We start from the raw sequence: 21,638 nt of genomic DNA on the forward strand, positions 1-21,638 counted from the left end.
ATATACTGAGTTTATCGAAGTGCTCAGTGCAGGCGAGCTCAGTGCAGGCTTTACCTCCATTCGGTCGGTTCCTGGCAAAGACGCTTTTCCGGTCCTTCCTTCTTTTCAACCAGGTTTCAAAACATTTTCCAGCTAAAAACACGGCAAAAACCCCTTTTATTTATTATTTTACCCAACCAAAACTTTAATAAAATGTTTAAGAGAATTTTACTTTTTACGGCGGTTTCGATTGCTATGTTATCGTGCACAGAAAAGAAAAAACAGGAAACCGGTAATACTACTCCTCCGACTCCACCCAATGTGATCATTATTTTTACCGACGACCAGGGTTATGAAGACGTAGGCTGTTTCGGCTCGACCGACATTAAAACGCCTCACCTCGACGAGATGGCCCGGGAAGGGATAAAACTCACCAATTTCTACGCCGCGCAGGCGGTATGTTCGGCTTCCCGGGCTGCGCTTCTCACAGGATGCTATCCCAACAGAATAGGTATTCACAATGCCCTGATGCCCCAGTCTAAAATCGGTTTGAACCCGGATGAAACCACCCTGGCCGATATGCTCAAAACCAAAGGTTACAGCACTGCTTTGTATGGCAAGTGGCACCTTGGCGACCATCCGGATTTTATGCCCAACAAACAGGGCTTTGACGATTATTTCGGCATCCTTTTTTCGGGCGATATGTGGCCGCACCACCCGCAACAGGGACCGGTTTTTAATTTCGACCCCTTGCTGTTGTACGAAAATGAAAAGGTCATCGATACCCTGGACGACCAGTCCATGCTGACCACACAGATCACGGAAAAGGCCGTCAGTTTTATCGAGAATAACAAGGAAAAACCGTTCTTTCTGTATGTCGCCCATCCACAACCCCATGTGCCGTTGTTTGTTTCCGACAAATTCAAAGGAAAATCGGAAAGAGGGCTTTACGGCGACGTGATCATGGAGATCGACTGGTCCGTAGGGCAAATACTCCAATCGCTCGAGGACAATCAACTGGATGAGAACACCCTGGTGATCTTTACTTCCGACAACGGCCCCTGGCTCGCTTATGGCGACCACGCCGGCTCGGCATATCCTTTCCGGGAAGGGAAGGGGACAGCCTGGGAAGGCGGCCAGCGCGAACCCTTTATCGCCAGGTTCCCGGGAAAACTGCCCGAAAACAAGACCATAAACACCCCGGTGATGGCCATAGACCTGCTACCCACCATAGCTTCCCTGACCAACAGCGCATTACCGGAACAGAAGATCGACGGAAAAAACATATGGGATATCCTCGCAGGCGAAACCAAAGAAAACCCGCATGAAGCCTATTATTTTTACTATAAAGTGAACGAACTCCAGGGCGTGCGTTACCAGGACTGGAAACTCTATTTCCCTCATACCTACAGAACCATGGAAGGACAGGAACCCGGCAAGGGAGGACAGCCCGGGGAATACAAACAGATCGCCCTCGAAGAGATTGAATTATACAACCTGTCTGTCGATTCCACAGAAACTCACAATGTAGCGGAAAAACATCCCGAAGTTGTCGAAAAAATAGTAGCCCTGGCCAATAAAAAGAGGCAGGAGCTGGGCGATAATCTCCTGGATATAAAAGGCAATGAAAACCGGGAGCCGGGAAAAGTGGAATAGCTTTTTCAAGGGGAAAATTTCTCTTCCCGCTACGCGATTTACAACATAAAATCATCAAAATAAACCTATATTTGCAAATTGAACCTATCCTTATCCGGCCCGGCTTTAAACCGGGCTGGAGACGGACATATAACGTTTGCTATGAAGCACATCCGGAATTTTTGCATTATTGCCCATATAGACCACGGTAAAAGTACCCTGGCCGACAGGCTGCTGGACTACACCGGATCGGTAACGGAGCGGGAAAAGCAAGACCAGTTACTCGACAATATGGACCTGGAAAGGGAGCGGGGGATCACCATAAAATCCCACGCCATCCAGATGGAATACATATACAACGGCGAACAGTATACCCTTAACCTGATAGACACTCCCGGACATGTGGATTTCTCCTATGAGGTATCGCGGTCCATAGCCGCCTGTGAAGGGGCACTGCTCATCGTGGACGCCGCACAGAGCATACAGGCACAGACCATTTCCAACCTGTACCTGGCCCTGGAAAATGACCTGGAGATCATCCCTGTACTCAACAAGATAGACCTCCCCAGCGCCAACCCGGAAGAAGTCACCGACGATATTGTGGACCTGCTGGGCTGTGATCCGGAAGAAGTTATCCCCGCCAGCGGAAAGACCGGGCTTGGTGTGGACAAGATCCTGGAAGCCATCATAGAACGCGTACCCCCGCCTAAAGGAAATAAGGAAGAACCCTTACAGGCCATGATCTTCGACTCGGTCTATAACCCGTTCCGGGGTGTTGAAGTTATTTTCCGGGTGATGAATGGTGAGATCACCAAGGGCCAGAAGATAAAATTCATGGCCACCCAAAAAGAATATTTCGCCGATGAAATAGGCACCCTGAAACTGACCCAGGTTCCGAAAAATACAATTAAAACCGGGGATGTGGGTTATCTTATATCCGGGATCAAGGAAGCCCGGGAAGTCAAGGTAGGGGATACCATCACCGATGCCAGGACACCCACACAAAACATGATCGCCGGCTTTGAAAATGTCAAGCCTATGGTATTTGCAGGGATCTACCCCGTGGATACCGAAGATTACGAAGAATTGCGGGCCTCTATGGAAAAGCTCCAACTGAATGATGCTTCGCTGGTCTTCACCCCGGAAAGCTCCGCCGCACTCGGTTTCGGTTTCCGTTGCGGGTTCCTCGGCATGCTTCACATGGAGATCATACAGGAACGCCTGGAACGCGAGTTTGACATGACCGTCATCACCACGGTCCCCAACGTATCCTACCTCGCCTATACCAAAAAAGATCCGGAAACGGCTGTCATCGTAAATAACCCGTCAGACCTTCCCGAACCGTCCAAACTGGACAGGGTAGAGGAACCCTACATCAAGGCTACGATCATTACCAAAGCCGATTATGTAGGCCCCGTGATGAGCCTTTGTATAGAAAAACGCGGACAGATCACCAATCAGACCTACCTTACTACTGAAAGGGTGGAACTCAACTTTGACATTCCGCTCGCAGAGATCGTATTCGACTTTTACGACAGGTTAAAGACCGTTTCCAAAGGATATGCTTCGTTCGACTATTCGCCCATAGGCATGCGGGTATCCAAACTGGTCAAAGTGGATATTCTCCTCAACGGCCAGTCCGTAGATGCACTTTCAGCACTGATACATGCCGATAATGCCTATAATATCGGGAAAAAGATGTGCGAGAAGCTCAAGGAGCTGATCCCGAGACAGCAATTCGACATCCCGATACAGGCAGCGACAGGGGCAAAGATCATTTCGCGCGAAACCATCAAGGCCCTACGGAAAGACGTGACGGCCAAATGTTACGGGGGAGATATTTCCCGTAAACGAAAACTGTTGGAAAAACAGAAAAAAGGTAAAAAACGTATGCGCCAGGTAGGTAATGTGGAGATCCCTCAGCAGGCGTTTATGGCTGTCTTAAAATTGAATGATTAAGTTTATAGACTAAATGTAAATCGTTACCCTGAAACAAGTTCAGGGTGACGAAAAGACCATTTTCAGACATCTCCTAACCTGAATACAATATCATTCTCTTGAAGAAAAATGCCGGTTTTTGAAGGAATTGTTATCTTTATTCAAAACTCAGCATTGGAAATTCCTTTTTCCTTTAACCTGTTCGGTTATTCCATAAACATCCACCTGGTATTGGAATACCTGGCCTTTTTTGTTGCTTTCCGGTACTATCTGTTTCTGAGGAAAAGAAGTAACGATACCATCAGCAACACCAACAGGCTATCCATTATACTCGGGGCAGCCATCGGGGCATTCCTGGGCTCCCGGATTGTTGGAGCCTTGGAAAATCCTTTTTTTATCATCAATGAGATCTCTTTTATTCAACTGCTGAATGTCAAGACCATTATGGGCGGTTTGTTTGGCGGTTTGCTGGGTGTTGAAATTGCTAAAAAGATCATTGGCGAAACCCGGTCCTCGGGCGATCTGTTCGTATTTCCCATTATTTCCGGCATTTTTATCGGCAGGATCGGTTGTTTTTTATCGGGTATAGATGAATTTACCTATGGAAAAGAAACCTCGTTCTTCCTGGGGATGGACCTGGGTGACGGACTGCTCCGGCATCCGCTGGCCCTTTATGAATTGTTGTTTCTGCTGATCCTCTTCACCGGATTGAAATACATAAAGACCCATATAATACTCCAATCCGGAGAACTCTTTAAATACTTTATGATCGCCTATTTCGGTTTCCGTTTTTTTATGGAATTTTTAAAACCCAACCTGTTTTTTGTGTTGGGCCTGAGCTCTGTTCAATGGCTTTGTATTGTTTGTTTGCTATATTATCGAAAAATCTTTTTAAAACCTCTTCTTTATGCCCGTTAGAAAGTACAATTACTACGATTTTACCTTAAGCCTGTGCCCGGAATGCCTGAGGCGTATCGATGCGAAGATCGTTTTTGAGGACAATAATGTCTTTATGCTGAAAAGGTGCCCCGAACACGGAAACTCCAGGGTGTTGATAGCCGATGATGTGGTGTATTACAAGAACATACGCAACTACAACAAACCTTCCGAAATGCCGTATACTTTCAATACCAAAACGCATTATGGCTGCCCGTACGATTGCGGATTGTGTCCCGATCACGAACAGCATTCCTGCCTGACTATCGTTGAGATCACCGACCGCTGCAATTTAACATGCCCGACCTGTTATGCAGAATCATCACCACATTACGGAAGGCACCGCTCTTTTGAAGAGGTAAAAAAAATGCTGGATACCATTGTTAAAAATGAAAAAGAACCCGATGTGGTGCAGATCAGTGGTGGCGAGCCTACCGTACACCCCGATTTTTTCAGGATACTGGATTATGCCAAAACCCTGCCGATAAGGCATTTAATGGTAAACACCAACGGAATTAAAATTGCCAAAGACAAAGCCTATGCCGAAAGGCTGAAAAGTTACACCCCCGATTTTGAGCTTTACCTTCAGTTTGATTCTTTCGAAAAAGAATCGCTCCATACGCTGCGGGGGGCCGACCTCACCAGGATCAGGGAACAGGCCATTGAAAACCTCAACGAGGTCAATCTGTCAACCACACTGGTCGTTACTTTACAAAAAGGGCTGAACGATCACGAAATGGGAAAGATCATAGACTACGGGCTTCAACAGAAATGTGTTCGCGGAGTTACCTTCCAACCTACACAAATAGCCGGACGTACAGAACATTTCGATGCCGGGCTAAACAGGATCACGCTTACCGAGACCCGGAGGAAAATACTGGAACAAACCGATGTTTTTAACGAAGACGACCTTATTCCCGTTCCCTGCAACCCCGATGCCCTGGTCATGGGATACGCGCTTAAACTCGGCGGAAGTGTCTTTCCGTTGACCCGCTATATCAATCCCGCAGACCTGTTGGACAACAGTAAAAATACCATTGTATATGAACAGGATGAAAACCTCCAGGGCAAAATGATAGAACTTTTCAGTACGGGAAATTCGGTAGAATCTGCTGAAAACAATTTAAAATCGATCATGTGTTGCCTGCCCGGTATCGATGCCCCGGATTTAGGTTACGACAATCTGTTCCGGGTGATCATCATGCAATTCATCGATGCTTATAATTTTGATGTAAGGGCCATTAAAAAATCTTGTGTGCATATTGTAAACAAAGACTACAAGATCATCCCGTTCGAGACCATGAACCTGTTTTACAGGGATGACAAACAAACACTTTTAGAAGAACTGAGAAACACTATCTGATTATGCAAAACTTAATATTAACCGTAAACGGAGAAGGCTTTGAGATGCTCTTATATTTTATTCTGGCCATTATGTTCGGCCCGCCCGTTCTGTTTGCCATTATCGGTATCCTCTTCAGAAAACGTAAAACAGTGGCAAAAGTCTTTTACATTCTTGCCGCTGTATACCTGGTTATTGGTTTGGGTTTATGCGGATCCATGATGCTGTGATTTATTGTTTTTAAGTCAGAAGGCTTGTCAGAACTTTAAGTTTTTATATATTTAACTTAATGAAAAACAAGTTTTTAAAATTATCAGGCATCCTTATCTTTATGTTCGGGATCATCGCTTCTACCGTCTACCATACGACCACAAGAGAAGATATCCTGTGGCTGGACTTTGTGCTGGGCACCATAACCGGAGTAGGCATCGGCCTTACCATTGCACTGATACGAAAAGCAACTTCATAGTAAGGTTTACCGGCCTTCTTTCCATTTCTTATTTTAACACCCCGGTATTGCATAATTTTCTTAACTTGAACTTCTGATGTATTCCGGTACAGATCGGGTTCCGATATACATGCTCTTAGTACCACAAAATTTTTGTACCACCCTAAATTTTAAACCTATGCAACTCTCGTACTGGGAAAAAACAGAATGGCTATCTGGTATTGATTTTACCATTATCGGCAGCGGTATAACAGGGCTCAACTGCGCCCTTGCCCTTCGTGAAAAACACCCGAAATCCCGAATACTGGTCCTGGAAAAAGGCATCCTTCCACAGGGTGCCAGCACCAAAAACGCCGGATTTGCCTGTTTTGGCAGCATTTCCGAGCTTCTGGACGATCTGAACACCTCTACCGAAGAAGACATGGTAAAACTCGTAGAAAAGCGCTGGAAAGGCCTTCAATTGCTCCGAAAGAATTTAGGAGATAAGAAGATGGACTATCGGCAATACGGGGGACAGGAATTGTTTCTCAAAGGCAATCCCCAATTTTTTGAAGCCTGTCTGGAGAACATCGACCGGATCAACGGCCTGTTGCAACCGGTATTCAATGAAGATGTCTTTACGGTCAAAAAAAACATATTCGGTTTCCAGGGCATACAGGACCGCTATATTTTTACTCCTTTTGAAGGGCAGATAAACACGGGGAAAATGATGCAGGCCCTCTTAAAACTATGCTCCCGTAAGGACATCCGTATACTCAATGCCACCGAGGTACTGGATTTCAAAGATACGGGCAATAAAGTGGCCGTAAAGACCGATCGCTTTGAGTTTTCTACCGAAAAACTGTTTATTGCCACCAACGGTTTTGCATCCAACCTGTTAAAGGAAGATGTTCTCCCTGCCAGGGCGCAGGTACTCGTTACCAAACCTCTTAAAAATCTGAAAATAAAAGGAACTTTTCACCTGGAAAAAGGATATTATTATTTCCGCAACATACAGGACAGAATACTGTTTGGCGGTGGCAGGAACCTCGATATCAGCGGGGAGACCACCATAGAATTCGGGGAGACCAGGATTATCCAGGACAGGTTGGAAGAGATCCTGAAAACCGTTATATTGCCTGGCACATCCTATGAAATAGACCAAAGGTGGAGTGGTATCATGGGTGTGGGAAAACACAAGGACCCTATTGTAAAGCCACTTTCCGGCAACGTGTACTGCGGAGTGCGACTGGGAGGAATAGGCATTGCCATAGGCACGTGGACTGGAAAAGAACTGGCGGCATTGGCCGATTGATTATGATAAAAAGAATAGTAAAATTTACCGCAAAATGCATCTTCGGATTCGTACTCGTATCCTTTTTAATAGTGCTCCTTCTAAAGTGGTGCCCGGTGTATATTACACCGCTCATGGCAATACGGAGTATAGAACAGAAACAAGAGGGGAGGAGCGTGGTGATAAAACACGATTGGATCCCCTTAAAAAAAATATCCGAAAACCTGCAACTGGCCGTTATTTGCAGTGAAGATCAGAATTTTACAACACACAGTGGTTTTGACCTCAAAGCCATTGAAAAAGCATATGAGAACAATAAAAAGGGAAAACATTTAAGAGGTGCGAGCACCATAAGCCAGCAAACAGCGAAAAATGTGTTCCTCTGGCCGAAACGAAGCTGGCTGCGAAAAGGGCTGGAAGCCTATTTTACGTTCCTGATAGAATTGTTATGGAGCAAGGAACGCATTCTCGAGGTATATCTTAATTCGGTAGAAATGGGCGATGGTATATACGGAGCAGAAGCAGCCGCTATACACTGGTTCAATATGCCTGCCGAAAGCCTGAATAAAAGACAGGCCGCAGCCATAGCCGCCATTTTGCCCAGCCCGCGAAATTATATAGCCAATCCGCCATCGGGCTATATCCAGGGAAGGATAAACTGGATCACCCGGCAGATGCGTTATTACGGAAGACTGGAATTTCCTTAAAATAAACAGATCAACAATCAAGGAGTATGAAAAAAATAATAGTATTGCTAATTGCCTGTTTATCGATCGGTCACTCTTCATTCGGCCAGATCAGATATGCCAATGACCAGATAAAGACCGGTGCGGAACAGACCGAAAAATATCTCCCCCGCTTAAAAGGAAAAAGGGTTGCCATAGTAGCCAACCCCACCAGCATAATCGGAAATACCCACCTGGTGGACAGTCTTTTAAAATTAAATATAAATGTTGTCAAAGTATTTGGCCTGGAGCATGGGTTTCGCGGAAATGCCAGCAACGGAACTCCGGTTAAGGACGAAATAGATCCTATGGGATTCCATATCATATCTTTATACGGAAAGAAGAGGAAACCTTCTGCAGAAGACCTTTCGGATGTAGACATCGTTATTTTTGATATACAGGATGTGGGATGCCGTTTTTATACCAACATCAATGCCATGCGCAATGTAATGGAATCCTGCGCCAGGAACAATAAAGAGTTCCTGATCCTGGACAGGCCCAACCCGAATGCCTATTTAGTGGACGGCCCCATACTCGATATGCGGTTAAAATCCGGTATAGGCCAGTTCCCTGTTCCGATTGCCCACGGACTGACAATGGCGGAATTTGCCCAAATGATCAATGGAGAACAATGGCTCCCAAACGGGTTAAAATGCAAATTATCCATTGTCAAGGTAAAAAATTACAACCACGATATGCTGTATAAGCTACCGGTGAACCCGTCCCCGAACCTGAATACCGAGGCCAGTATCCTGCTTTATCCGTCTACTTGTCTCTTTGAGGGTGTTGCGCTTAATCATGGCAGGGGAACGGATTACCCGTTTACAGTAATCGGCGGCCCTAATCTGAAGGGCATATACTCCTTTTCTTTTACACCGGTAAGCAAGAAAGGAATGAGCGAAAGGCCACTGTATATGAATGAAGTCTGTTATGGTATAGACCTGCGAAATACTGATCTGAAGAAGTTGGTAAAAAGCAAAAAGATAGAATTGAAATGGATTATTGAACTCTATAAAAACCATCCTGATAAAGCACATTTTTTCGATCGCTCCATAAGTGACCAGATCGGTAATATAGATTATTTGGCGGGTAATTACGAGTTCAGAAAACAAATCGAAAATGCTGTTCCTGAAAAAGAAATACGAAAGTCCTGGGAGGCAGGACTTGAAAAATATAAAGAAATGAGAAAGAATTACCTGCTTTATCCCTAGCAATTGAGGTGATTTGAACTCTTTTAAACGATCTGGGGTCTAAACAACGTTCAAGGCATCCCTTATCATGCCAATATGTGGGATGCCGTCTTCAAGATATTCCTCCCCGACCTGGACAAAACCGTGTTTTTCATAGAAACGGATCAGGTATTTCTGAGCGGATATTTTTATCCGGTACTCTTTAAAATGGTCCCCGATAGCCGCTATGGATGCTTTTATGATGTCGTGCCCGTAACCGTATTTCCGTTCTTCTTCCTTTACCACAACACGGCCTATACTGGCTTCGTCAAAATAACCGCCACCCGGGAACAGACGGGTATAAGCAACTACTTTTCCCTGCTTTTTACCGATAAGGTGAAGCGCTTTCCGGTCTTTTCCGTCGATATCCTGATATACACAATCCTGTTCCACTACAAAAACTTCCGATCGGAGTTGCAGCATATCATATAATTCCCCGGTAGTAAGTTCATCAAATGTCTTTATAAAAATAGAAAGCATAAGAAAACTATAAACGATTATGTTCTACAAAACCAAATAAATAAAAGAGTTATTAACAAGATACCGGTATCTTGTTAATCCTGTTCTCATGCCTTCCGCCTTCGAACTTTGTATTCAAAAAGGTTTTCACCATATCCAGGGCCTGCGGAAGTGAAGTAAAGCGGGCAGGTATGCTCAAAATATTGGCATTGTTGTGTTCCCTGGCCAGCTGTGTTATTTCTTTGGTCCAGCACAGGGCTGCTCTTATTCCCTGGTGTTTGTTTGCAGTCATGGATGCCCCGTTTCCGCTGCCACAAATAATAATACCAAAATCTACCAAAGATTTTTCAACATCATCTGCCACAGGATGTACAAAATCAGGGTAATCCACACTGGAACTCTCATTTGTCCCGTGGTTTATTACCTCTATGCCCATCTCTTCCAGGAGTTCTTTCACGGCAAATTTATATTCCGTGCCTGCGTGGTCGTTCCCTATGGATATTTTCATCGTATCAAATGTTTTATTATTACAGTATACAAAGGTACTAAATAAGCTATCTTTATATCGAGGTCATTTAAACTTTTCTCACCAAAAGTACCCCGACAAGCTGACAAAAGCTCCCACAACTTTATCTATAAACACCCTTGTTAATTCAATTTTATAATTTATTAATTTTCAGTTCATTGTAATTTAACATAGATTGTTGATATTTATAGACTATTTAGGAATAAAATAATTTGCATATATCGATTTATATTGCAATACAATTTACATATGAAAGAATGCAAAGTAATTCTTTTAATTTTTCTTCCCCGGTTATTAAGTTTCAATAGTGGGTTATCAACAACTATTAACAACTCAACTTATCAAAAAGAACACACTGTTCACAGTTGTTGACAACTGTTAATTACTTTATACTTCTCCGTATAAATTAATCCTTTACATCTTTAATAGGCTGTTAATTTCCGGGGATATTTTTTAATAAACCCCAAAGTCAAGTTTTACCTTAAAATTTTACGCTACAAATTAACAGCCTATAATAACCTCCAAAAAATATTTTTTTAAAAAAGAATTTATAGTGATTATTATAAGTATTGTTAATTACTTTAGAAAAACCCTGGTGTGAAGAATGGGGAAATGGAAAAGTAAAACGAAAGTCAGGGGGCGTTTTCTTCATATGATAAAACCCTGACAGTCTCTTAATATCAGACGATGCGCAGAGAATTGTTATTGTCCAGTTTTTTCAGGATAGCGATAACAGCTTCGGCGTCTTCACGGTGAACTTTGAGTTTTATACCGCCGAGGGCATTAGAGTAGAAAGGCGTGATGTTAACTATGGTCTCGTTCTCAAAAACGTGCGGAATACCCTCTTCATCAAGAAGGTGCTGCAGTATTGTATATTCGTGCGGGTAAGTAAAGATCGCTACCACTACAAAATCTTCCATACAAAACCATTTGTCGGTTAATCTTTATAAAATTAAAAAAATAGACGGATATTTGCTAAAATATTTTAGTGTAGTAAGCTGGGATTTCCCGGGTAACAGGTACTTCCTTTACAGCTCCTTTTTCATCCAGGGAACGGTCGATATAGTGCATAAAAGACAGTACACCCGTGATGAGGATGAGTATAAAAACAGCTATTATTTTGTAAACTTTTCTCAAAAGTCTGTGGCTTTTACTTATATAGACGAAGATATGGACGAATTGTTACACTGATTTTAATATAATTTTAACTTTCCTTTTCCTGGGAACTACTTCAATTATTATTCGTATTTTTCAGCTTTAATAGAAACGATTATATGTCAAGAAAGAAAAAACGTACAGAAAAACAGAAAAAGAGTGAAATTACGAAAGGCATTTTTTCTGTACTGGAGAAAGATCCTAAATCATCTTTTAATTATAAACAAATAGCTTCCAAACTGGGTATAACCGATACGAACGGGAGAAACCTGCTTATAAAAAGACTGGGAGAATTAAAACAAAAGAAAAAGATAGAAGAAGTGGAACGCGGCAGGTACCGCGTTATACCTTCACTGAACTATTTTACCGGAACCGTGGATATTACGGGCAGGGGAAATGCTTACGTGATATGCGACGACCTGGATAATGATGTGTTTGTACCTTCAAACCTGTTGAACAAAGCCCTGCACGGCGACGAAGTGGAGGTTTATGTCTTCCCCAGGCGGCGAAGGAACGGTAAAAAGTTGGAAGGAGAGGTCACCAGGGTCATTTCCAGGAAGAAAACAGCTTTTGTCGGGATCGTACAGATGCAGAAAAACTTCGCTTTTGTATTGCCTACCGATTTCCGTATGTATACCGATATTTTTGTGGCTAAAAACAAGATCAACGATGCGGAAAACGGGGATAAGGTCCTGGTGGAGATCACAGAATGGCCGGATAAAGCCGATTCACCTTACGGAAGGATCGTGGAGGTCTTCGGAAAACCAGGCGAACACGATACGGAGATCCACGCTATTCTGGCAGAATACGGACTTCCCTATACCTTCCCGGAAGAAGTAGAACACTTTGCCAATCAGCTCGATACCTCCATTACTCCAGAGGAAATCAAAAAACGCCGTGATATGCGCGATGTGCTCACCTTTACCATCGACCCTAAGGATGCGAAGGATTTTGATGATGCATTGTCATTCCGGGTACTGGACAACGGCAATTATGAGGTAGGTATACACATAGCCGACGTATCCCATTATGTGGTTCCCGGAAGTATGCTCGACGAAGAAGCGTATAACAGGGCCACTTCTGTTTACCTGGTGGACCGGGTGGTGCCCATGCTGCCCGAAATACTTTCCAACAATGCCTGTTCCCTGCGTCCTAACGAAGAGAAATACACGTTTTCCGCGGTTTTTGAAATAAATGAAAAGGCCGAGGTTTTAAAGCAATGGTTCGGACGTACCGTTACTTATTCCGATCGCAGGTTTGCCTATGAAGAAGCACAGGCTATGCTGGAGAGCGAAAGCAATGAAGTACCGAAGGAGGTATCGCTTACAGGCAAGGCATACAAGGTGGAGCAGGAAGTTGCAGATGCCGTACTTATCCTGAACAAACTGGCTAAAATAATGCGGACCAAACGGATGAGTATGGGAGCCATATCATTTGACAAGGTTGAAGTGAAATTTAATCTGGACGAAGCGTATGTCCCTACCGGGGTTTATTTCAAGGAAGCGAAGGACGCCAATAAGCTGATAGAAGAATTTATGTTGCTTGCCAATCGGAAAGTAGCAGAGTTTATCGGCAGGAAAAAACCGGAAAAGACATTCGTCTACCGGGTACACGACGACCCTGATGAGGAAAAATTAATGCAGTTACAGGGTGTTATTTCCAAGTTTGGATACTCCCTTGACATGAAGAGCAAAAAAACCATTACAAGTTCTCTGAACAGCTTATTGGAAGAAGTACAGGGCAGGAAAGAACAAAACCTGGTCGATACCCTGGCCATCAGAACCATGAGCAAAGCAGAATACACTACGCACAACATTGGCCATTACGGGCTGGCATTTGATTATTACACCCACTTCACTTCACCGATACGAAGGTACCCCGATGTCATGGTACACCGCCTGTTGCAGCAATATCTCGACGGTGGTGATTCTGCAAAAGAAGAAGAGTACGAAGAGCGGTGCCGCCATTCGTCCAATATGGAAAACCTTGCTGTCAATGCAGAAAGGAGTTCTATAAAATATATGCAGATCAAGTTTATGGAAGATCGCAGGGACCAGGAATTTGTAGGCGTGATCTCCGGTGTTACCGAGTGGGGTATCTATGTGGAGATCATCGAGAACAAATGTGAAGGGATGATACGGATCAGGGATATCCGGGACGATTATTATGTCTTTGATGAAAAACAATATGCCCTGGTCGGGGAAGTTACCAAAAACATGTATCAGCTCGGTGATGAGGTCGTGGTAAAAGTAAAGAGTACCGACCCTATAAAGAGGCATCTGGACTTTGAATTGCTCGGAAAAGCGGAAGAATAGCGGGTTTTGGAATACTTATTGTTTATGAATGCATTAATTTTGTATCACAATTAAAAAATGAATGCTATGAAGCGGGTATGTTTTCTTGTTTTGGTTTTTGTAACTGCTACCGGTTTTTCCCAGGAAAAGATCACAAAGGAAACCGGTAAATTCGATGTGGTAAAGGTTTTTGACGGTATTTCTGCCCAACTTATACCTTCTGACGAAAACAAGGTCATTGTTTCCGGGGAAGATGCTTCCGAGGTAGAGGTGGTCAATAATAACGGTAACCTGAAGATACGGATGAAACTGAAAAAGACCTTCAACGGTCACAAAACCTATGCGGAAATACATTTTAAACAGAAACTGAGTGTTATAGACGTCAATGAAAATGCCTTTATTTCCTCGCCGAAAACCTTTAAACAGATCAACCTGGAACTCAAGGCACAGGAAGGCGGGGAGATCGATATTACTGTAGACCTTGAAAAGCTGAATACAAAGGTCACTACCGGCGGGATACTGGATGTAAAAGGAACTGCCAAGAACCAGGATACACATATCAGTACAGGCGGACAATATGAAGGGGACAAGTTAAAAACAGAACAAACCACGGTAAAGGTCAATGCCGGGGGAAGGGCTTATATCAATGCTTCGGAATATGTAGAAGCCAAAGTGAGGGCAGGAGGTACGATCAGGATATACGGCAATCCCAAAGTCATAGACAAGCAGACCTTTCTCGGCGGAAAGATCGTGGAACAATAAAATATTGTTTTGATGACGGAGGATATACTCGCGGCAATACCCTGGGGAATATTACTGGCCTTTACCATAGGTCCTGTGTTTTTCGTACTCCTGGAAACCAGCGCGCTCAAGGGGTTCAGGGCCGGGATATCTTTTGATCTCGGCGTGGTTACCAGCGATATTTTCTTTATTCTCATAGCTTATTTCAGTACCAGTCAGATCCTGGAAAAACTCAAGGACGACCCTGCACTTTTTATTTTCGGAGGTGCCCTGCTGTTGTGTTACGGGATCATTTCGTTTATAAAGATCAAAAGGGATTTTAAGAAAAATGGGGACAATATGGAAGATTTTGTCATCCCGAAAAAGAACTATATCGCTCTTTATATCAAAGGTTTTCTGCTTAATTTTATCAACATTGGAGTACTTGGGTTCTGGCTTGGGATCATTATTGTTTTCGGGCCTAAGCTGGATATGGAACCCAACAGGATCACCACCTTTTTCGGGACGATCATCGTCGTTTATCTCTTTATTGATTGTATAAAGATCCTGCTTGCCAAACAACTGAGGGGAAAACTCACACCCTGGCGTATATACAGAGTAAAACGCGTTATAAGCGTGGTGCTGATGGTATTTGGCATTGCCCTGGTGATCCAGGGATTGTTTCCCAGCGAAAAAGAAAAGATCAAGGAGGCCATAGAAGATATCCGCAGCAAGTAAGTAACAAAGCGGTTTTTTGGGTTGAACGTTGTTGAGACGCACGGCCGTGCGTCTCAACGAGGTCCGTGGAAGACCGCATAAAAAAAGCACCCTGTTTACGGAGGATGCTTTAAAGAAGAGGCACCGAGCGGATTCGAACCGCTGTACAAGGTTTTGCAGACCTCTGCCTAGCCACTCGGCCACGGTGCCATACTTACGGACGGCAAATCTACTAATTTATTTTTTAAAACAAATAAATTCTTCCGGGGAATTCCGGGATGAATGTAGCTTAATTTTGAGTATTCGGGTGTTCGGGTATTCGAGTATAAGAATGGGACATTAACAACCAGTATAATGAAAATCCAAACCTTAAACCTCGAACCTGCAACCCTGGAATATTACAATTCCGATTGTTGTTTATGGTTGTGCCGGTGCAGGGTCATTTCTATGGTCACCATTTCCACATTACCCCCGATCGGAGGGTTGATCTTGGATACTTCTACCGTAGCTTCCTCCGCTATGGGGATCTCGTTAAAAATACGGTCCAGGATACGCTTGGAGACATGCTCCAGCAATTTGGACCGGATGGCCATTTCTTCTTTTACGATACGGTTTATATGTACATAATCTACAGTATCCTTTAAATTGTCGGTTCCTGCGGAAGGTTGCAGGTTGGCCTTCACAGAGACATCCACGCGGTAGTCACTGCCTATTTTTCCCTCTTCAACCAGGCACCCGTGGTATGCATAGACCCGGATATTTGTCAACTTGATGATTCCCATTGTCTTTTAATCAAAGTGCAAAAGTAGTTCTATTAATAATAAACACAAAGCGATGTTGATCTGTTAACACCCCCCTGGCCCCCCTCAAGGGGGGAACTTTATCTGTTTTAAAAGAATTTTATTTCCCCCTTGAGGGGGGCCAGGGGGGTGTTCTCCCATCAAACCATAATTTTAAAATCTGTCACCTTCATTTTTTATCTTCTAACGCTTTAACCCCTAAACTCTTTAGCTTATTTTTGCAACAAAAGAACAGGAAGCACCATGTCGGAAAAAGAAAGATCACTCAATTTTTTAGAGCACATTATCGAGGAAGACATCAGGGAAGGTTTCCCCAAGGACAACCTCCGGTTTCGTTTTCCTCCGGAACCCAACGGATACCTGCACATAGGGCACGCCAGCTCCATATGCCTCAATTTCGGGCTTGGGCAGGAATATAATGCCCCTGTAAACCTTCGGTTCGACGATACCAATCCCGCAAAGGAAGAACAGGAATATGTGGATGCCATAAAAAGGGATGTGGAATGGCTCGGGTATAAGTGGGACACAGAATGTTATGCTTCCGATTATTTTCAGCAATTGTATAACTGGGCTGTGGAACTCATCAAAAATGGGAAAGCCTATGTAGATAGCCAGACCTCCGAAGAGATCGCCGCACAAAAAGGAACTCCGACCAAAGCAGGAGAGGAAAGCCCTTACCGCAATCGTTCGGTAGAGGAGAACCTGGAACTTTTTGAACGCATGCGCAAGGGTGAGTTCGAATCCGGTACACATGTACTGAGGGCTAAGATAGACATGGCCTCTTCCAACATGCTGATGCGCGACCCGATAATGTATCGTATACTGCACAAAAAACATCACAGAACAAATAATGACTGGCCCATATACCCGATGTATGACTGGACACATGGCGAAAGCGATTATATCGAAGGTGTATCCCACTCGTTCTGTACCCTCGAATTTGCCATGCACAGGGAGCTCTACGAGTGGTTCCTGGACAATGTATATGAAAACGGCAGGGTAAAGCCGAAACAACGCGAGTTTGCCCGGAGGAACCTGAGCCATACTGTGGTTAGTAAACGAAAGTTGTTGCAACTCGTAAAAGAAGGCGTGGTCAACGGTTGGGACGACCCGAGGATGCCCACCATTTCCGGTTTGCGGAGAAGGGGGTATACCGCAGAGTCCATACGCAATTTTGCAAAGACCATAGGAATAGCAAAACGGGAAAACCTTATCGATGTTTCCCTGCTTGAATTTCACGTCAGGGAAGACCTGAACAAAAAAGCACCCCGGGTAATGGCTGTACTTGATCCGGTTAAAGTGGTCATCACCAATTATCCCGAAGACCAGGAAGAATGGCTGGATGCCGAAAACAACCCGGAGGATGAGAGTGCCGGGCATAGAAAGGTGCCGTTTTCCAGGGAAATTTACATCGAAAGGGAAGATTTCCGGGAAGAGGCCAACAGGAAGTTTTTCCGCCTGAAATTGGGTGGAGAAGTGCGGCTTAAAAATGCTTATATCATCAAGGCCGAAGACTGTGTTAAGGACAGTGAAGGCCATATCACCGAAATACACTGCACCTACGATCCGTTGAGCAAAAGCGGCAGCGGAACGGAAGAAAGCATGCGAAAGGTAAAGGGAACGCTCCACTGGGTGTCCGTAAAGCATGCCATAGAAGCCGAAGTACGCATATATGACAGGTTGTTTACCGACCCTGAACCCGATGCCCACAAGGACAGGGACTTTATGGAATTTGTAAATCCGGATTCCCTGGAGGTGAGCAAAGGATACCTGGAACCATCGTTAAAAGATGCCGGAGTAGAGGAGCGATATCAGTTTCAACGGATCGGCTATTTTTGTGTGGATAAGGATTCTGAACCCGGAAAACTGGTGTTTAACAAAACCGTGGGACTACGGGATACCTGGGCGAAGTTAGAGGATAAAAAGTAGGTGAGTTACCCCTTAAATTTAAATAGAAACAATTTTCTCCATAATAAGTTCGGATTGCGTCGTAGTACGGAATCCGAACTTTTTGTATAATCCGTGGGCATCGAGTGTTTTTAATCCCCATTTTTCTACGTCGCGGAGTTCCTGATGCTGCATAATGTGTTCCATGAGCAACCTGCTCAGTCCTTTTTTTCGGTACCCGTGAATGATAAATACATCCATGACCCAGGCAAATACCGCATAGTCTGTTACAATGCGGGCAAAACCAACCTGTTTGCCTTCCGGAGTATAGACACCAAAGCAGAGGGAGTTGGCAATAGATTTTTCGACAATGTTGCGATCCCTGCCTTTGGCCCAGTATGATTTGTTTTTCAGAAAATCTTCAATAAGATCGATGTCCAGTTTGGATTTGTCCGTAGAAACTGAAAAGGAACTTTGCATGACAATAGGGTATTTAAAAGGTTTATGGTCTTATGGAAAAGTATATAGATTTCTTATTATATATAAAAATTATGATTTGCAGATACTGTATCACTATTTATAATCAAAAACGACCTTTTCAGAACGCGTATAAGAAAAGATCGTTTTTTGATAGGAGTAAGATACCTTTTTTTATCCGAAAAGGCAGGAGAGGCTTTTATTTTAACGTTTTGCTATGGTTTATCAGGAATTCCCTGATTTGTCGTCTCCTTTTTTCCGTGACTGCTTTTTCATGGCCTCTCCAAGTTGATTGCTGGTGGTAAAGGCGGCCACCATATTGTTGAGCATATCCGTTCCTGCCTGTGGCGAATTGGGTAGGAGAATAAGATTGCTGTTGGTTTCTTCTCCTATCGATTGTAAAGTGTCGTAATGTTGTGTTACCACAATTAAGGCAGAAGCCTCCTGGGAGTTTATACCTACCTTGTTAAGGACTTCCACAGATTCTTCCAGTCCGCGGGCAATTTCCCTTCGTTGGTCGGCAATACCCTGTCCCTGTAATCGCTTGCTTTCGGCTTCGGCCTTGGCCTTTTCCACGATACGGATACGTTCGGCATCACCGTCGAACTGGGCGGCGATCTTTTCGCGTTCTGCAGCGTTGATACGGTTCATGGCAGCTTTTACCTGTGCGTCGGGGTCAATGTCGGTAACCAGGGTTTTGATGATGTCATAACCGTAATCCAGCATGGCTTCCTGTAATTCTCCTTTTACGGCTATGGCGATGTCGTCTTTTTTTACGAAAACATCGTCGAGCTTCATCTTCGGAACTTCGGCCCGGACCACATCAAAGACATAGCTTGTGATCTGGTCGTGGGGATATTCCAGTTTATAGAAGGCTTCATAAACCTTGTCGCGTATTACCACATATTGTACGGATACCTTCAGTTTTACAAAAACATCGTCGAGGGTTTTGGTCTCCACAATAACGTCGAGCTGTTGTATCTTCAGGCTCAGTCTTCCCGAGATCCGGTCTACTATCGGAATTTTTAATTGAAAACCGGAGTGTCGTATGCTGTTAAACCGGCCAAAACGTTCCACAACGGCCGCAGTCTGTTGTTTCACTATAAAAATAGCCGAGATAAGGATGATCAGCCCAAAAAAGATCACCGGGTAAATAATGTAACTCATAGGATTTGCTTTTTAACAGGTTAATTGTTTGGTGAATATACGTAAAAAAACCTCATAGGTTTTTAGACCTGTGAGGTTTATAAAAGTAAAATATGTTAAAAATAGTTTTTAATGCTGTTCGAGAATTTTTACAGCCTTTTCTATACGGTTCACAGTTTCTTCCCTGCCCAGGATCTCGGTGATATCAAAAATATGCGGCCCTTTCATTTCACCAACGAGTGCCAGTCGCAACGGAGGCATAATCTGTCCGAAGCCCAGTTCATTGTCTGCTATCCATGTTTTTACGGATTCCTCGGTTTTGGAAGATGAAAAGTCGGTGACTTTTTCCAGGATTTCAATGAGCTGTCTCATAAGATCGGCCGTATTTTCCTTCCATTGTTTCTTGGCTGCTTTTTCGTTATAGGATACCGGCGCTTCAAAAAAGAAGGAAGCCTGCTCCCACAGATCGCTGACAAATGTGGCTCGTTCCTTGACCAGCGAAACAATACGGGGCAGGGGCAAAGAGGTATTGATACCTTTGGATTGCAATAACGCTGCAAAAGCACTGCTCAGGGAAGCATCGTCTTTTTGCTGCAGATAATGATGGTTGAACCATTTGATCTTTTCCGGGTCGAACCTGGCACCGGATTTATTGACCCGTTCCACCTCAAAAGACCGGATAAGCTCTTCCTTGCTGAATATTTCCTGTTCCGTACCCGGGTTCCATCCCAGGAGTGCCAGGAAGTTTATCATGGCTTCCGGGAAATAACCGTCTTCGCGGTATCCACGTGAAACATCCCCGCTTTTGGGGTCTTTCCATTCCAACGGGAAAACCGGGAATCCCAGCTTGTCGCCGTCCCTTTTGCTCAGCTTTCCTTTTCCGGTGGGTTTGAGGATCAGGGGTAAATGGGCAAATTCAGGAGCATCCCATCCGAACGCCCGGTAGAGGAGAACATGGAGTGCCAGGGAAGGCAGCCACTCTTCCCCGCGGATCACATGGGTGATCTCCATCAGGTGGTCATCCACGATATTGGCAAGGTGGTAGGTAGGCATACCATCGCCTTTAAAAAGCACCTTGTCGTCGAGGATATTAGTATCTACCGCAATTTCACCGCGGACCATATCTTTCAGCTTCAGGGTTTCGTCCTGGGGAGATTTAAACCGTATGACAAAGTTTTCCCCCGATCCGATCCTCGATTGTACTTCTTCCGGAGAAAGAGAGAGCGAGTTTTTCAACTGCCGGCGGTTCTGCCAGTTATAGATAAATGTTTTACCTTCTGCTTCGCACGCTTTTCTTTGGGAGTCGAGCTCTTCGGCCGTGTCAAAGGCATAGTAGGCCATACCGCTATCAATGAGCTGCTCCGCATAACTTTTGTAAAGGTGCTTGCGTTCGCTCTGGCGATAGGGGCCAAACCCCTTGTCCCTGCCTATACCTTCGTCAAAAGGTATTCCACACCAGTTCAGGGATTCAACGATATAATCTTCCGCGCCTTCGACATAACGGTTCTGGTCGGTGTCCTCGATCCTGAGAATAAAATCACCACCGTGTTTTTTGGCAAAGAGGTAATTGAACAATGCGGTGCGGACACCTCCTATATGTAAGGGCCCTGTGGGACTGGGCGCAAAACGTACGCGAACTTTTTTTGTCATTTTTTCTACTTTATCTGAATTAAATATACAGGCTGTTGGGCCGGAGCAAATGCATTAAAATGGAGTAATTCAAAGATTCAAGGTTCAAAGTTTCAGGTTATGTATTTGAAAACCCAACCGGAAAACTGGCAACGGGCAACTGGTCCCTGAGCGGGCAGGTTTTATCCGGTCTTCGGTTTGTTTTGTTATTGCGGGTTACCTGTTTATCCTCAAACCCCAAAATTCCCACACCTTCTCACTTTCTCGCACTACCTTCAATCATGCCATGGGTTTGGTCCCGCAAATTTAAGGGTTTCTCCACA

At 44.2% G+C, this 21,638-nt stretch carries 21 protein-coding genes and 1 tRNA gene; 13 read left to right on the top strand and 9 right to left on the bottom strand.

The genetic code is table 11. The features are described 5' to 3' along the window. The first annotated feature begins 192 nt into the window (after nucleotides 1–192). The 9 genes from KN811_RS18435 to KN811_RS18475 all read left to right on the top strand — a co-directional run bounded on the left by KN811_RS18435 (nucleotide 193) and on the right by KN811_RS18475 (nucleotide 9,487). Nucleotides 193–1,635, top strand: a complete 1,443-nt coding sequence (locus KN811_RS18435) for a sulfatase family protein (RefSeq protein ID WP_187965026.1) — start codon at nucleotides 193–195, stop codon at nucleotides 1,633–1,635. A 141-nt stretch (nucleotides 1,636–1,776) separates the two neighbouring features. Beyond that, a complete protein-coding gene (gene lepA, locus KN811_RS18440) occupies nucleotides 1,777–3,573 on the top strand; it encodes a translation elongation factor 4 (RefSeq protein ID WP_187965027.1) in 1,797 nt (598 codons plus the stop codon). Nucleotides 3,574–3,726: 153 nt separating this feature from the next. Then, complete coding sequence (locus KN811_RS18445; RefSeq protein ID WP_216334948.1) at nucleotides 3,727–4,470, top strand: prolipoprotein diacylglyceryl transferase family protein; 744 nt, start codon at nucleotides 3,727–3,729, stop codon at nucleotides 4,468–4,470. Continuing rightward, a complete protein-coding gene (locus tag KN811_RS18450) occupies nucleotides 4,460–5,851 on the top strand; it encodes a radical SAM protein (protein ID WP_187965029.1) in 1,392 nt (463 codons plus the stop codon). The genes KN811_RS18445 and KN811_RS18450 overlap by 11 nt, the downstream gene beginning before the upstream one ends. A 2-nt stretch (nucleotides 5,852–5,853) precedes the next feature. After that, nucleotides 5,854–6,060 (top strand): hypothetical protein, encoded by a 207-nt coding sequence (locus KN811_RS18455; protein WP_187965030.1) that lies wholly within the window; start codon nucleotides 5,854–5,856, stop codon nucleotides 6,058–6,060. Nucleotides 6,061–6,119: 59 nt separating this feature from the next. Beyond that, entirely contained in the window at nucleotides 6,120–6,299 is a 180-nt protein-coding gene (locus KN811_RS18460) for a hypothetical protein (protein WP_187965031.1), read from the top strand. Between the two features lie 157 nt (nucleotides 6,300–6,456). After that, nucleotides 6,457–7,572: an NAD(P)/FAD-dependent oxidoreductase gene (locus KN811_RS18465; RefSeq protein WP_187965032.1), complete on the top strand. Its 1,116-nt coding sequence runs from the start codon at nucleotides 6,457–6,459 to the stop codon at nucleotides 7,570–7,572. A 2-nt stretch (nucleotides 7,573–7,574) separates the two neighbouring features. After that, a complete protein-coding gene (gene mtgA, locus KN811_RS18470; protein WP_187965033.1) occupies nucleotides 7,575–8,258 on the top strand; it encodes a monofunctional biosynthetic peptidoglycan transglycosylase in 684 nt (227 codons plus the stop codon). A 26-nt stretch (nucleotides 8,259–8,284) separates the two neighbouring features. Then, a complete protein-coding gene (locus tag KN811_RS18475) occupies nucleotides 8,285–9,487 on the top strand; it encodes an exo-beta-N-acetylmuramidase NamZ family protein (protein ID WP_187965034.1) in 1,203 nt (400 codons plus the stop codon). A gap of 39 nt (nucleotides 9,488–9,526) precedes the next feature. On the opposite strand, the gene KN811_RS18480 is transcribed toward KN811_RS18475, so the two are convergent. From KN811_RS18480 to KN811_RS18495, 4 genes are all read right to left on the bottom strand, one after another. Next, nucleotides 9,527–9,985 (bottom strand): GNAT family N-acetyltransferase, encoded by a 459-nt coding sequence (locus KN811_RS18480; RefSeq protein ID WP_187965035.1) that lies wholly within the window; start codon nucleotides 9,983–9,985, stop codon nucleotides 9,527–9,529. Between the two features lie 52 nt (nucleotides 9,986–10,037). Continuing rightward, nucleotides 10,038–10,472, bottom strand: a complete 435-nt coding sequence (rpiB, locus tag KN811_RS18485) for a ribose 5-phosphate isomerase B (RefSeq protein ID WP_187965036.1) — start codon at nucleotides 10,470–10,472, stop codon at nucleotides 10,038–10,040. 698 nt (nucleotides 10,473–11,170) lie between these two features. Beyond that, nucleotides 11,171–11,410 (bottom strand): DUF2007 domain-containing protein, encoded by a 240-nt coding sequence (locus KN811_RS18490; RefSeq protein ID WP_187966410.1) that lies wholly within the window; start codon nucleotides 11,408–11,410, stop codon nucleotides 11,171–11,173. Between the two features lie 55 nt (nucleotides 11,411–11,465). Further along, nucleotides 11,466–11,627, bottom strand: a complete 162-nt coding sequence (locus tag KN811_RS18495) for a hypothetical protein (protein ID WP_187966411.1) — start codon at nucleotides 11,625–11,627, stop codon at nucleotides 11,466–11,468. Nucleotides 11,628–11,764: 137 nt separating this feature from the next. Here KN811_RS18495 and rnr point away from each other — a divergent pair, with 137 nt between their 5' ends. From rnr to KN811_RS18510, 3 genes are all read left to right on the top strand, one after another. Beyond that, a complete protein-coding gene (rnr, locus tag KN811_RS18500; protein ID WP_187966412.1) occupies nucleotides 11,765–13,960 on the top strand; it encodes a ribonuclease R in 2,196 nt (731 codons plus the stop codon). A 66-nt stretch (nucleotides 13,961–14,026) separates the two neighbouring features. Then, nucleotides 14,027–14,701 (top strand): head GIN domain-containing protein, encoded by a 675-nt coding sequence (locus KN811_RS18505; RefSeq protein ID WP_187966413.1) that lies wholly within the window; start codon nucleotides 14,027–14,029, stop codon nucleotides 14,699–14,701. 12 nt (nucleotides 14,702–14,713) lie between these two features. Further along, nucleotides 14,714–15,397 carry a LysE family translocator gene (locus tag KN811_RS18510; protein ID WP_187966414.1) on the top strand — a complete coding sequence of 228 codons (684 nt, stop codon included), beginning with the start codon at nucleotides 14,714–14,716 and terminating at the stop codon, nucleotides 15,395–15,397. Nucleotides 15,398–15,515: 118 nt separating this feature from the next. Here KN811_RS18510 and KN811_RS18515 read toward each other — a convergent pair. Further along, nucleotides 15,516–15,586: transfer RNA gene (locus KN811_RS18515), tRNA-Cys, on the bottom strand. A 188-nt stretch (nucleotides 15,587–15,774) separates the two neighbouring features. Then, complete coding sequence (gene folB, locus KN811_RS18520) at nucleotides 15,775–16,158, bottom strand: dihydroneopterin aldolase (protein WP_187966415.1); 384 nt, start codon at nucleotides 16,156–16,158, stop codon at nucleotides 15,775–15,777. A 261-nt stretch (nucleotides 16,159–16,419) separates the two neighbouring features. Here folB and KN811_RS18525 point away from each other — a divergent pair, with 261 nt between their 5' ends. Continuing rightward, nucleotides 16,420–18,105 (top strand): glutamine--tRNA ligase/YqeY domain fusion protein, encoded by a 1,686-nt coding sequence (locus KN811_RS18525; RefSeq protein ID WP_187966416.1) that lies wholly within the window; start codon nucleotides 16,420–16,422, stop codon nucleotides 18,103–18,105. A gap of 18 nt (nucleotides 18,106–18,123) precedes the next feature. Here the strand turns inward: KN811_RS18525 and KN811_RS18530 are convergent, their stop codons facing one another. From KN811_RS18530 to gltX, 3 genes are all read right to left on the bottom strand, one after another. Further along, a complete protein-coding gene (locus tag KN811_RS18530; protein ID WP_187966417.1) occupies nucleotides 18,124–18,543 on the bottom strand; it encodes a GNAT family N-acetyltransferase in 420 nt (139 codons plus the stop codon). Nucleotides 18,544–18,765: 222 nt separating this feature from the next. After that, nucleotides 18,766–19,707, bottom strand: coding sequence for an SPFH domain-containing protein (locus tag KN811_RS18535; protein WP_187966418.1), 942 nt, complete (start codon nucleotides 19,705–19,707; stop codon nucleotides 18,766–18,768). A gap of 108 nt (nucleotides 19,708–19,815) precedes the next feature. Next, on the bottom strand, nucleotides 19,816–21,336 hold the full coding sequence (gene gltX, locus KN811_RS18540; RefSeq protein WP_187966419.1) for a glutamate--tRNA ligase: 1,521 nt from the start codon (nucleotides 21,334–21,336) through the stop codon (nucleotides 19,816–19,818). Nucleotides 21,337–21,638: the final 302 nt, after the last annotated feature.

It is taken from the genome of Sinomicrobium weinanense (assembly GCF_018863395.1).
GTDB lineage: Bacteria > Bacteroidota > Bacteroidia > Flavobacteriales > Flavobacteriaceae > Sinomicrobium > Sinomicrobium weinanense.

What these genes read in the sequence shown, in the direction of transcription:
- KN811_RS18435 (WP_187965026.1), top strand. Translation starts at nt 193, where the DNA reads ATGTTTAAGAGAATTTTACTTTTTACGGCGGTTTCGATTGCTATGTTA.
- lepA (WP_187965027.1), top strand. Translation starts at nt 1,777, where the DNA reads ATGAAGCACATCCGGAATTTTTGCATTATTGCCCATATAGACCACGGT.
- KN811_RS18450 (WP_187965029.1), top strand. Translation starts at nt 4,460, where the DNA reads ATGCCCGTTAGAAAGTACAATTACTACGATTTTACCTTAAGCCTGTGC.
- KN811_RS18455 (WP_187965030.1), top strand. Translation starts at nt 5,854, where the DNA reads ATGCAAAACTTAATATTAACCGTAAACGGAGAAGGCTTTGAGATGCTC.
- KN811_RS18460 (WP_187965031.1), top strand. Translation starts at nt 6,120, where the DNA reads ATGAAAAACAAGTTTTTAAAATTATCAGGCATCCTTATCTTTATGTTC.
- KN811_RS18465 (WP_187965032.1), top strand. Translation starts at nt 6,457, where the DNA reads ATGCAACTCTCGTACTGGGAAAAAACAGAATGGCTATCTGGTATTGAT.
- mtgA (WP_187965033.1), top strand. Translation starts at nt 7,575, where the DNA reads ATGATAAAAAGAATAGTAAAATTTACCGCAAAATGCATCTTCGGATTC.
- KN811_RS18475 (WP_187965034.1), top strand. Translation starts at nt 8,285, where the DNA reads ATGAAAAAAATAATAGTATTGCTAATTGCCTGTTTATCGATCGGTCAC.
- KN811_RS18480 (WP_187965035.1), bottom strand. Translation starts at nt 9,985, where the DNA reads ATGCTTTCTATTTTTATAAAGACATTTGATGAACTTACTACCGGGGAA.
- rpiB (WP_187965036.1), bottom strand. Translation starts at nt 10,472, where the DNA reads ATGAAAATATCCATAGGGAACGACCACGCAGGCACGGAATATAAATTT.
- KN811_RS18490 (WP_187966410.1), bottom strand. Translation starts at nt 11,410, where the DNA reads ATGGAAGATTTTGTAGTGGTAGCGATCTTTACTTACCCGCACGAATAT.
- rnr (WP_187966412.1), top strand. Translation starts at nt 11,765, where the DNA reads ATGTCAAGAAAGAAAAAACGTACAGAAAAACAGAAAAAGAGTGAAATT.
- KN811_RS18505 (WP_187966413.1), top strand. Translation starts at nt 14,027, where the DNA reads ATGAAGCGGGTATGTTTTCTTGTTTTGGTTTTTGTAACTGCTACCGGT.
- KN811_RS18510 (WP_187966414.1), top strand. Translation starts at nt 14,714, where the DNA reads ATGACGGAGGATATACTCGCGGCAATACCCTGGGGAATATTACTGGCC.
- folB (WP_187966415.1), bottom strand. Translation starts at nt 16,158, where the DNA reads ATGGGAATCATCAAGTTGACAAATATCCGGGTCTATGCATACCACGGG.
- KN811_RS18525 (WP_187966416.1), top strand. Translation starts at nt 16,420, where the DNA reads ATGTCGGAAAAAGAAAGATCACTCAATTTTTTAGAGCACATTATCGAG.
- KN811_RS18530 (WP_187966417.1), bottom strand. Translation starts at nt 18,543, where the DNA reads ATGCAAAGTTCCTTTTCAGTTTCTACGGACAAATCCAAACTGGACATC.
- KN811_RS18535 (WP_187966418.1), bottom strand. Translation starts at nt 19,707, where the DNA reads ATGAGTTACATTATTTACCCGGTGATCTTTTTTGGGCTGATCATCCTT.
- gltX (WP_187966419.1), bottom strand. Translation starts at nt 21,336, where the DNA reads ATGACAAAAAAAGTTCGCGTACGTTTTGCGCCCAGTCCCACAGGGCCC.